The sequence below is a fragment of the Streptomyces sp. 8K308 genome (assembly GCF_004348315.1).
Taxonomy (GTDB): Bacteria; Actinomycetota; Actinomycetes; order Streptomycetales; family Streptomycetaceae; genus Streptomyces.
Window position 1 is genome coordinate 1 of record NZ_SMKC01000267.1, and the last position, 9,881, is coordinate 9,881.

General features: G+C 73.3%; 9 protein-coding genes, 1 pseudogene and 1 riboswitch. Of the genes and pseudogenes, 3 read left to right on the plus strand and 7 right to left on the minus strand.

Annotation, left to right across the window (positions count from 1 at the left end):
• Positions 1-28 precede the first annotated feature (28 nt).
• Positions 29-877 carry an endonuclease III gene (gene nth / locus E1265_RS27455; RefSeq protein ID WP_132933687.1) on the minus strand — a complete coding sequence of 283 codons (849 nt, stop codon included), beginning with the start codon at positions 875-877 and terminating at the stop codon, positions 29-31.
• A gap of 288 nt (positions 878-1,165) precedes the next feature.
• Between nth and E1265_RS27460 the strand changes: the two genes are divergently transcribed.
• Positions 1,166-1,840, plus strand: coding sequence for a Crp/Fnr family transcriptional regulator (locus E1265_RS27460; protein WP_132933688.1), 675 nt, complete (start codon positions 1,166-1,168; stop codon positions 1,838-1,840).
• Between the two features lie 21 nt (positions 1,841-1,861).
• Here E1265_RS27460 and E1265_RS27465 read toward each other — a convergent pair whose 3' ends face one another.
• The 5 genes from E1265_RS27465 to E1265_RS27485 all read right to left on the minus strand — a co-directional run bounded on the left by E1265_RS27465 (position 1,862) and on the right by E1265_RS27485 (position 7,376).
• Positions 1,862-2,695, minus strand: coding sequence for an MBL fold metallo-hydrolase (locus E1265_RS27465; RefSeq protein ID WP_132933689.1), 834 nt, complete (start codon positions 2,693-2,695; stop codon positions 1,862-1,864).
• The gene (locus E1265_RS27470; protein ID WP_132933690.1) at positions 2,692-3,525 is read right to left on the minus strand and encodes an NUDIX domain-containing protein; all 834 of its coding nucleotides are present in this window, start codon (positions 3,523-3,525) and stop codon (positions 2,692-2,694) included. The genes E1265_RS27465 and E1265_RS27470 overlap by 4 nt, the downstream gene beginning before the upstream one ends.
• 9 nt (positions 3,526-3,534) lie before the next feature.
• Positions 3,535-4,479 carry an alpha/beta hydrolase gene (locus E1265_RS27475; protein ID WP_132933691.1) on the minus strand — a complete coding sequence of 315 codons (945 nt, stop codon included), beginning with the start codon at positions 4,477-4,479 and terminating at the stop codon, positions 3,535-3,537.
• A gap of 78 nt (positions 4,480-4,557) precedes the next feature.
• Positions 4,558-5,754, minus strand: a complete 1,197-nt coding sequence (locus E1265_RS27480) for a M20 family metallopeptidase (protein WP_132933692.1) — start codon at positions 5,752-5,754, stop codon at positions 4,558-4,560.
• Positions 5,755-5,807: 53 nt separating this feature from the next.
• Positions 5,808-7,376 (minus strand): AbgT family transporter, encoded by a 1,569-nt coding sequence (locus E1265_RS27485; RefSeq protein WP_243741146.1) that lies wholly within the window; start codon positions 7,374-7,376, stop codon positions 5,808-5,810.
• 187 nt (positions 7,377-7,563) lie between these two features.
• On the opposite strand from E1265_RS27485, the gene E1265_RS27490 reads away from it, so the two are divergent.
• Positions 7,564-8,637, plus strand: coding sequence for an Lrp/AsnC family transcriptional regulator (locus E1265_RS27490; RefSeq protein ID WP_132933693.1), 1,074 nt, complete (start codon positions 7,564-7,566; stop codon positions 8,635-8,637).
• Between the two features lie 126 nt (positions 8,638-8,763).
• Positions 8,764-8,937: riboswitch (TPP riboswitch) on the minus strand.
• 37 nt (positions 8,938-8,974) lie between these two features.
• On the opposite strand, the gene E1265_RS27495 is transcribed toward E1265_RS27490, so the two are convergent.
• Entirely contained in the window at positions 8,975-9,583 is a 609-nt protein-coding gene (locus E1265_RS27495; RefSeq protein ID WP_132933694.1) for a TetR-like C-terminal domain-containing protein, read from the minus strand.
• 109 nt (positions 9,584-9,692) lie between these two features.
• On the opposite strand from E1265_RS27495, the pseudogene E1265_RS39700 reads away from it, so the two are divergent.
• Positions 9,693-9,881, plus strand: a pseudogene (locus E1265_RS39700) (hypothetical protein); the annotation flags it as partial.

Consider the following 9,881-nt stretch of genomic DNA (forward strand, 5'->3'; position numbering starts at 1 on the left):
GGGTGGGGCCCGTGTGGAATCCCGAGGCTCAGGGGCCGGCGGCCGGGGCCGGCTTGCCCGGGTAGTCCGCCGGGGGCTTGAGCCGCTGGCCCGGCTGGCCGCCGAGCTCGTACTTCAGGAGCTTCCTGGCCTTCTCCGGGTCCGTCTCGCCCTCACCGTACGAGGGGCACAGATGTGCGACGGGGCAGGCGCCGCAGGCGGGCTTACGGCTGTGGCAGATGCGGCGCCCGTGGAATATGACGCGGTGCGAGAGCATCGTCCACTCCTTCTTGGGGAAGATCTCGCCGACCGCGGCCTCGATCTTCTCCGGCTCCGACTCCTCCGTCCACCGCCAGCGGCGGACCAGGCGCTGGAAGTGGGTGTCCACGGTGATGCCGGGCCTGCCGAACGCGTTTCCCAGGACGACGTGGGCGGTCTTGCGGCCCACGCCCGGCAGCCGCACCAGGTCCTCGAGGCGGCCGGGCACCTCGCCGCCGAACTCGTCCCGCAGGGCGGCGGAGAGGCCGATCAGCGACTTGGTCTTGGCGCGGAAGAAGCCGGTGGGCCTGATGATCTCCTCGACCACCGCCGGGTCGGCGGCCGCCAGGTCCTCGGGGGTCGGGTAGGCGGCGAAGAGCCGGGGCGTGGTCTGGTTGACCCTCAGGTCGGTGGTCTGGGCCGAAAGCACCGTGGCCACCAGCAGCTGATAGGGGTCCTCGAAGTCGAGCTCGGGGTGGGCGTAGGAGAAGACGTCCGCCAGCACCCGGTTGATCTTCCTGGCCCTGCGGACCATGGCGACCCGGCTCTCCGGCCGCCCGGCGCCCGCCGAACGGGCGGCGCCGGCTCGCCCGCGCGGAGCAGCGCGTTCGCCAACAGCGGAATCCTGGCTCGCGTTCACCCGCCCGGCTCCTCCTTACTGATCTTCGCCGTGGTTTCCCCACGGCCTCGTCACTCCGCCACCACCGGGCGATCTCCCGGCCGTTGGCCACCCGGCCAGCGTAAACGCCGGCACCGACATTCGCCCGAGCCTCCACCGAATCACGGCCCGAACGGGCCCCTGGCGTAGGAGGGCGGGTTCCGGTAGGCCAGACTTGTGACTGATAGCACTGCCGGAGCGTCCGGCATGATGAGGGGCGTGACCGCGCCCCACCGCCCGGCGCACCCCGGCCGATAAGGAGAGGCACTCGTGGACGACGTTCTGCGGCGCGCCCCGCTCTTCGCGGCGCTCGATGACGAGCAGGCCGCTGAGCTGCGCGCTTCCATGACCGAGGTGACGCTCGCCCGCGGCGACACCCTCTTCCACGAGGGGGATCCGGGCGACCGCCTCTACGTGGTCACCGACGGCAAGGTCAAGCTGCACCGCACCTCGCCCGACGGCCGGGAGAACATGCTGGCCGTGCTCGGCCCAGGCGAGCTGATCGGCGAGCTCTCCCTCTTCGACCCGGGTCCGCGCACCGCCACCGCCACCGCCGTCACCGAGGTGCGGCTGCTCGGCCTCGGCCACAGCGACCTCCAGCCCTGGCTGAGCGCCCGCCCCGAGGTCGCGGCCGCGCTGCTGCGCGCCGTGGCCCGCCGGCTGCGCAGGACCAACGACCAGATGTCCGACCTGGTCTTCTCCGACGTTCCGGGGCGCGTGGCGCGCGCGCTGCTCGACCTCTCGCGCCGCTTCGGCGTGCAGTCGGAGGAGGGCATCCACGTGGTGCACGACCTGACCCAGGAGGAGCTGGCCCAGCTGGTGGGCGCCTCCCGCGAGACGGTGAACAAGGCGCTGGCCGACTTCGCGGCCCGCGGTTGGCTGCGGCTCGAGGCGCGCGCCGTGATCCTGCTGGACATCGAGCGGCTGGCGCGCCGCTCCCGCTGAGCCGCTCCGCCGCTCTGGCCGTCAGGCGACCAGGCCGTGCTCGCGCAGGTATTCGAGCTGGGCGAGCACGGACAGCTCGGCCGCCGGCCACACCGAGCGGTCCACGTCCGCGTAGACGTGGGCCACGATCTCGGAGGCGGTGCGGTGGCCGGCCTCGTAGGCCGTCTCCACCTCGGCGAGCCGCTTGGCGCGGTGCACCAGGTAGTAGTCGATCGCCCCGGCCGGGTCACGCAGCACCGGCCCGTGGCCGGGCAGCACGGTGCGCAGCCCCGCGCGCTCGGTGAACTCGCGGAGGCGGCGCAGCGAGTCGAGGTACTCGCCGAGCCGACCGTCCGGGTGGGCGATGATCGTGGTCCCCCGGCCGAGCACCGTGTCGCCGGTGAGCAGCGCCCCGTCGGCCGGGATGTGGAACGACAGCGAGTCGGCGGTGTGCCCGGGCGTGGCGACCACCTCCACCTCCAGGCCCGCCACCCGGATCACGTCGCCGCCCGCGAGCCCCTCGTCGCCGAGCCGGAGCCGGGGGTCGAGCGCCCGCACCGGGCTGCCGGTCAGCCGCGCGAACGTGGGCGCGCCCCCGGTGTGGTCCGCGTGGCCGTGCGTCAGCAGCGTCATCGCTACGCGCCGGCCGGCCGCGGCCACCGTGTCGGCGACCCGGCGCAGGTGCCCCTCGTCGGCCGGGCCCGGGTCGACCACCACGGCCGCCGTGGATCCTGGCTCGGCGAGGATCCAGGTGTTGGTGCCGTCCAGCGTCATGGGCGACGGGTTGGGCGCCAGCAGGCAGCAGGACCGCTCGGTGGCTGGCCCGTCAAGCACCGCGTCGTCCGGCCGACCCGGCAGTGCGGACGCGTCGGTCATCTCGTGCGCTCCCCACTCTCCTCGCCACCCGCCGTCGGTTCCCTGGGCAGCCGCTTCTCGAACTCCTCATACCCGGGCCAGCTCAACACCACCTCGTCCCCCACCAGACGGGCCCGCGCCAGCACCGGCTCGGGATCGCCGCCGGCCGCCGCCTCGGCCAGCGCGGCGGCGACCGTCCGGTGCGGGAGCAGCCGCCGCAGGGTGGCCACGGTGGGCGGCATCATCAGCAGCTCGCGCCGCTCGTAGCGGGCTATGGCCAGGGCGGGCGGCAGCCATCCGGTGTGGTCGGCCTCGGTCGAGGCGTTGCGGGCGCGCTGACCGGGCGGGAGCGCGGCGACGAAGAACCAGGTGTCGTAGCGGCGCGCCTCGAACTCCGGCGTGATCCAGCGCGCCCACGCCCCCAGCAGGTCGCCGCGCGCCACCAGGCCGCGCCGCGCCAACAGCTCGCCGAACGGCGGCGGGTCCCCCTCGGTCACCGCCTCGGCGACCAGCCGCCCGGGTTCGGCCGCCGGCGCGGCCAGCAGCACGCCCGTCTCCTCGAACAGCTCGCGGGCCGCCGTGTACCGCACGGACTCGTCGCCCGGCTCCATGGCGCCGCCGGGGAAGGCGTGGGCCCCGCCCGCGAACGCCATCGAAAGCCGCCGCCGCAGCAGGAACACCTCGAGCCCGTCCGCGCCGTCCCGCAGCAGCAGCACGGTCGCCGCCACCCGCGGCACGACGGGCGTCAGCTCGCCGCGCGCCAACGCCCGGATCCGCTCCGGCCACTCGGGCGGGAACCACTGCCCGCCGGGCCGGCCACCGCCGCTCGCACTCCCGCTCACCAGGCCCATGGATGGATGCTACGGGCGCGTGCGTTGATGCGGGATCGCGCGGCCGTCCTCAGCGCCGTACCGACGGCGCCCGGCACCGCCTCCGTGGCCGAGGTGCCGCAGGAAGAAGGCGACCGCCTCGCCGCCGACCCGGACGCGGGCCTCCGGGTCGGCGGGTTCAGGCGCGAAGAAGTCGTCGTGGCGGACGTCGGGGCCGGCCGAGTGGCCGCTGGCCGTGGGGATGTGCTCCAGGTACGGCCTGGTGTCGACGTCGTACGGGTTGACCGTGTCCGCTCCGCCCCAGCGGATGCCCACCGGCACCCGGACGGTCGCCAGGCTCTCCCGGGTCACCAGACCGCCGACGCCGGGGGCCACCTGGAACACCGCCCGCACGCGGGAGTCCGAGAGGTCCGCCGCGCCGGCGTCCACCGCGCGCCGTGCCGACTCGTCCAGCGGGTGCTTCTTCCGCAGCGCCTCCAACACGCCGGGGAACTCGGGGATCTCGGGCAACGGGACCGCCCCGGTCAGCATCGCCCACAGGAGCCGCGGATCGACCCGGGCCCCGGCGAGTGCCACGGCCGTGTAACCACCCAGGGAGAAGCCCGCGGCACCGACCGGGCCCAGGGGCTGCTCCCGAGCGAGCGCGTCGAGGACGAAGGAGACGTCGCGGGGCCGGTCCCACACGTGCAGGAAGCCCTCCGGCTCGTAGCCGTCGACGAAGTTGTCGCCGTGGTGGTCGAGGGCCACCACCCGGAAGCCCGCCTCGCACAGCGGACGCGTCAGCCACTCCATGGCGCCGCCCGAGCCTCCGGTGCCGTGCGAGACCATGACGAGCGGTGCGGGCGCGGCCAACGGATCGCCCGGCTCCCACAGGTAGACCCGGACCGGACGCGGACGAGTCGGATCCCGCAGGTCGCGGCGGGACTCGTCGTGCAGGACGCGTATCAGCGGCTGTTCCCGTCCGGAGATCGTCATGGCGACATCGTAGGGAGGCCGCCCGCCCCGAGCGCCGGCCCGGACCTCGCGACCGGCGGGTCGGCGCCGGCGCGGTGCTCAGGCCGGCGCCGACAAGGAACCGCTCGCGAGCCTCAGGAGCGTGCCGGCCGTCAGGGCCGTGCGGTCGGGGATGTCGGCGACCAGGACGTGTTCGTGGCGGGCGTGGGCGCCGTCGCCCGTCGCGCCCATGCCGCACAGCACGGGCCGGCCGAGCGCCGCGACGAAGTTGGCGTCGCTGCCGCCGCCGACGAACAGCTCGGCGAGCGGCCCGCGGATGGCGGTGGCGACCTCGTCGGCCAGTTCGAAGACGCGGCGGCCGGCCGGGCCGGGCAGCATCGGGGGCCGGTTCCAGCCGCCGTCGACCGTGACGGTGACCCGGGGGTCGGGCGCGTCGAGGCCGGCCAGCACGCCGTCGATGCGCGCGCTCTCCTCCGCGCTGCCGACCCGCACGTCCACCAGGCAGTCCGCCCGGCCCGCGATGACGTTGCGCGCCGTGCCGCCGCTGATCCGGCCGACGTTGACCGTCGTGCCGCGGTCCAGGTCGGCCGCCGCGACCAGGCGTCGGATCACGTCGGCCATACCGTGGACCGCGCTCGCGCCCTTCGTCGGGTCGAGGCCGGCGTGCGCCTCGACCCCGGTGGTGGTGAGGTTGAAGATGCCGACGCCCTTGCGGCCGACCTTGATCCCCCACTCGCCGCCCGGCTCGAGCACCAGCGTGGCCAGGGCCCCGTCCGTGGCGTGCTCGATGTGCGGCCGGGAGACAACACTGCCGGTCTCCTCGTCGCCGTTGAACACGAAGCGGACGGTGGGGCGCGGCAGTCCGAGCTCACGCAGCGCGCGCAACGCCCAGATGCCCTGCACCACACCGGCCTTCATGTCGAACACGCCGGGCCCCGAGGCCCGCCCGTCGACCACGGTGAACGGCCAGCCGGCCGCCGTGCCGGCCGGCCAGACCGTGTCGTAGTGGCCGACGACGGTCACCACGCCGGCGCCCGGGTCGCCCAGGTACTCGGCCTCCAGCACGTCGCCGAGCTCGGGCTCGCGGTGCCGGACGAGGCGGTCGGGCCGGCCGAGCCGCTCGTCGAGCAGCGCGGTGATCAGGTCGGCGGCGGCGTCGAGGAGTGCCTTCTCCTCGCTCGGCGACTCCTGTTCGACGAGGCGCCGCAGGTCGGCGAGTTGGTCGTCGAGCCGCTTCGGGTCGCGGCACCAGGTGGCGATGCGGGACAGGTCGGGCGCGGGCGCGGGTGCGGGCATGGTCTTTCGGTTCTCCGGTGGATCGTGACGTGCGGGTTCTCAGGGGGCGGAGGTCAGGGGGTCGGCGCGCCCGGGCCGAACGGGATGCCGAGCGCGTACCAGCCGAGGAAGAGCACCGTCCAGACGGCCAGCATCGAGACCGACACCGGCAGCGTCAGCGACATCAGCGTGCCGATCCCCGCCCGCGGCCGGTAGCGGCGGACGAAGCCGAGGCAGAGCACGAAGTAGGGGCTCATCGGCGTGATGGCGTTGGTGCAGGAGTCGGCGATCCGGAACAGCGCCCAGGTCGTCTCGGGCGCGACGTCGAGCAGCATCAGCATCGGCACGAACACCGGGCCGATCAGCGCCCACATCGCCGAGCCGCTGGTGAGGACCAGGTTCATCACGCTGACCACCAGGATGACGCCGACGAAGATCAGGGTGAGCGGCACGCCTGAGGAGTCGAGCAGCCGGGCGCCGCTGATGGCCATGACCTCGCCGATGCCGGTCCACCTGAAGTAGGCGAGGAACTGGGAGATCGCGAAGAACAGCACGAGGATCGGGGCGAGTTCACGCAGTCCCTGGGCCATCAGGTCGGGGATGTCCTTGGCCTCGCGGATCGCGCCGACCGCCCGCCCGTAGGCGACGCCGGTGGCGAAGAAGAGCAGTGAGAGGAAGACGGCGACGTTGTGCACCAGCGGCGAGTCGATGACGGCGCCGTGCTCGCCGCGCAGCGGTGAGCCGGCCGGCAGCGCGGCGGCCGCGATGGCGGCGACCAGCGCGAGGGCCGTGTAGCCGGCGTGCCGCAACCCGCGGCGCTCGTCGGCGCTGAGCGACAGGTCGGGCAGCTCGTCGTCGACGCCGGCTCCCTCCGTGTCCGCCACGGCGTCGTCCGCGGCCATCTGCGCGACGCGGCGGCTCAGCAGCGTCTCGGCGACGAGCGTGACGACCAGCGCCAGCAGGACGGAGGAGGCGAGCGAGAAGAAGTAGTTGGCGACCGGGGTGACCGCGTACTCCGGGTCGATCGTGTGGGCGGCCGCCGTGGTGAGCGCGGCCAGCGTGGCGTCGGACGGGGTGACCAGCGGGCTGGCCGCGTGCCCGCCGGAGACCGAGACGAAGGCGACGACGGCGCCGAGCACCGGGCTGCGCCCGATGGAGCGGTAGGCGATGGCGCCCAGCGGGATCATGACCACGAACGCCGCGTCCGACGCGATGTGGGCGATCATGCCGGTGAAGGCGATCACGAAGGTGACGGCCCTGACCGGCACCCGGGCCAGCGCGGCGCGCAGCATGGCGGTGAGCAGCCCGGCCTTGTCGGCGACCGAGACGCCGAGCATCACGACGAGGACGACGCCGAGCGGCGGGAAGGCCGCGTAGTTCTCGATCAGCCCGTCGAGCATCATCGTGACGCCGGCGTCCGAGACGAGGCTCTTGACGGCGACGGTCGCGCCGTCCGTCGGCGACTCGGCGGACACGCCGGCGGCGTTGAGCGCCCAGCTCAGGCCGAGCAGCACGCCGCTGAGTATTACGAAGAGCCAGAAGGGATGGGGCAGTCTGTTGCCCGACCGCTCGATGACACCGAGCACACGCAGGGTGATGGCCATCGAGCTGGTGGGGCGGTCCCCCGCTGTCCTGGTCTCCACATCCGGAACCTCTCGTCTGATCTTCAACCACCCGTCCGCACACTCGGCGCGCCTGGTGGCGTATTGCGCCATCATGAGACGCCACAGCGGGTAAATGTGTCAATGGGTCCGTGCTTCGCGACTGTTTCGCTCGCGTAACTTCCCGGTGATGGACGAGGTCCGACCGGCGCCGACTAGGATCGGCGTCATGCCAACGGCCACCGTCACCACCCGGCGGTCATCGAAGCGCCCGGAGGAGCGGTTGCTCGATGACGTCGACCTCGATCTGGTCGCGGCGCTCCAGATCGCGCCCCGCACCCCGGTCAACGCGCTCGCCGAGGTGCTCGACAGCTCCGCGAGCACCATCGCGCGCCGCCTCGGCAGACTCCGCTCCGAGCGGCTGCTGCGCGTCGTCGGCCGCCTCGACTGGCCGCTGATCACGACCGAGAACCCGCGCCAGGTGTGGATCAACTGCGTGCCGGGGCGGTCGGCCGAGGTGGCGCGCCGCATCCTCGAGCTGGCCGAGGTGCAGACGTTGCTGCTGACCACGGGCAAGGCCGACATCTACTGCACGGTCTACCCACTGCTCGGCACCGACATCTTCGATCTGCTCACCAACCGGCTGCCCGGCATCCCCGGCATCGTCTCCACCGAGTCCCAACTGGTGCTGCGCGCCCACACCATGGGCCAGAGCTGGCGGCTGCACCGGCTCGACCAGGACCAGACCGAGCGGCTGCGCGAGCACGCCGTCCAGGTCACGGGCGAGCGGCTGACCTCGCCCGAGCAGCTGTCGGACCTCGAGCGCAGCGCGCTCGAGCTGATGGCCGCCAACGGGCGGATCACCGCCGCCGACATAGCCCGCGAACTCGGCGTCAGCCGCTCCACCGCCTACCGCACCTCGCAGCACCTGCTGGAGTGCGGTGCGCTGTGGCCCCGGGTGGAGATCGAGCCGACGCTGCTCGGCTACCCGCTCAACGCCCTGATGTCGCTGACCGCGCTGCCGCAGGCCATCCCCGAGCTCCTCGACACGCTCGGCGGCCATCCGTCGGCCCGTTACGTCTCGATGGTGGCCGGCTCCTCGTCGATGATCCACTACGGCGTCTACCGTGACGAGGAGGACCTGGCGCGCTTCATCACCCATGACCTCGGCGCCTTCGCGGGCATCACCGGGGTCGACACGTGCGTCGGCGCCCGGGTGCTGCGCCGGCACTGGACCGAGCGGGACGGCGTGCGGCTCGGCTCGCGCCTTGACGGCTTCCTGCGACGGGGCGAGCGCGACTGACGCGGCGGGAACGGCCGACGGGGCGAGAACGGCCAGAGGTGGCGGGAACGGCCGAGGTGGCGGGAACGCCTGACACACGGAACGCGAAAGCCCGGCGACGGTCGGTGACCGCCTCCGGCAGAAGTAAGACCTGCGAGGTGGGCTCCCTGCGCCGGCATGATCCGGATCAGGTTGTGGAGGTCGCCTCCGGTCCACCTGCCCGACCTTCAGCCTCTCAGCTCGTCCTTCGAATCTCGGTCCGACCTGGTCTCTAGCCAGTCTCCCGAGTGATCTCCGGATCGAACTCCCTCGCTCGCCCCACAGGCACTTTCTAAGATAAAACGCCCAATACCCCCCGTCAAGCGTCGCGCCCCTCGGCCCCCCACCGGAACATCGCCCGGAACACCCGCCGCGCCACGTCCTCCGGATCCTGCCCCGGGTCGCGCGCCTCGGGCAGCGCGCCGTCCACCCAGAGGCTGGCGAAGCCGTGCGCGGCCGACCAGGCGGCGAGGGTGACCGCCCGGTCAAGCGCCGGATCCGCCGGCTCCGGTGAGAGCCGCCGCGCGCCGGCGGCGAGCACGGCGCCCGCGCGGTCACGCGCGGCGACCAGCGCCGGGTCGTCCGGCCGGTAGAGCTCGGGCCGGAACATCACCGCGAAGTGGGCGCGACGCCGTACGGCGAAGCGCACATAGGCGACGCCGACCTCCTGGAAGTCCCCGCCGGCCGCCCGCTCCTCCAGCGCGTCCGCGAACAGTCCGTACCCCTCGGCGGCCACCGCCGTCAGCAGCCCGGTCTTGTCCCCGAAGTGGTGCACGGGCGCGGCGTGCGAGACCCCGGCGCGGCGGGCCACCGCACGCAGGCTCCAGCCGGTGGGCCCCGACTCCTCGATCGCCTCGAGGGCCGCTTCGATGACGGCCCGGCGCAGGTTTCCGTGGTGGTAGCCGCTCGCCTGACTGATCTCCGCCACCTCCGCTGCCGCCCCTTCCACTGAATCTTTCCACTGACAAGTTACACGGGCTATAGTCGACGCCGAAATCTTTCCAATGACAAGATGAGTGACACGATGGGAGTGGGAGATGGCTCCGTTCGTCTTCCTGGTCGGCGGTTTCGGCGTCCTCAGACTCGTCGGGCTGCTCGGCGTCGACGCGCTCGACGCCTGGCAGCCGGCGCTGCGCGGCGGCCTCGCCCTGATGTTCCTGGCCACCGGCCTGGCCCACTTCGTCCAGCCGAAGCGCCGCGAGCTGATCGCCATGGTCCCGCCGGCC

Excerpts from the sequence above, each read along its gene's own strand:
- E1265_RS27470 (WP_132933690.1), bottom strand. The coding sequence starts at position 3,525 with ATGGGCCTGGTGAGCGGGAGTGCGAGCGGCGGTGGCCGGCCCGGCGGG.
- E1265_RS27465 (WP_132933689.1), bottom strand. The coding sequence starts at position 2,695 with ATGACCGACGCGTCCGCACTGCCGGGTCGGCCGGACGACGCGGTGCTT.
- E1265_RS27475 (WP_132933691.1), bottom strand. The coding sequence starts at position 4,479 with ATGACGATCTCCGGACGGGAACAGCCGCTGATACGCGTCCTGCACGAC.
- E1265_RS27480 (WP_132933692.1), bottom strand. The coding sequence starts at position 5,754 with ATGCCCGCACCCGCGCCCGCGCCCGACCTGTCCCGCATCGCCACCTGG.
- E1265_RS27490 (WP_132933693.1), top strand. The coding sequence starts at position 7,564 with ATGCCAACGGCCACCGTCACCACCCGGCGGTCATCGAAGCGCCCGGAG.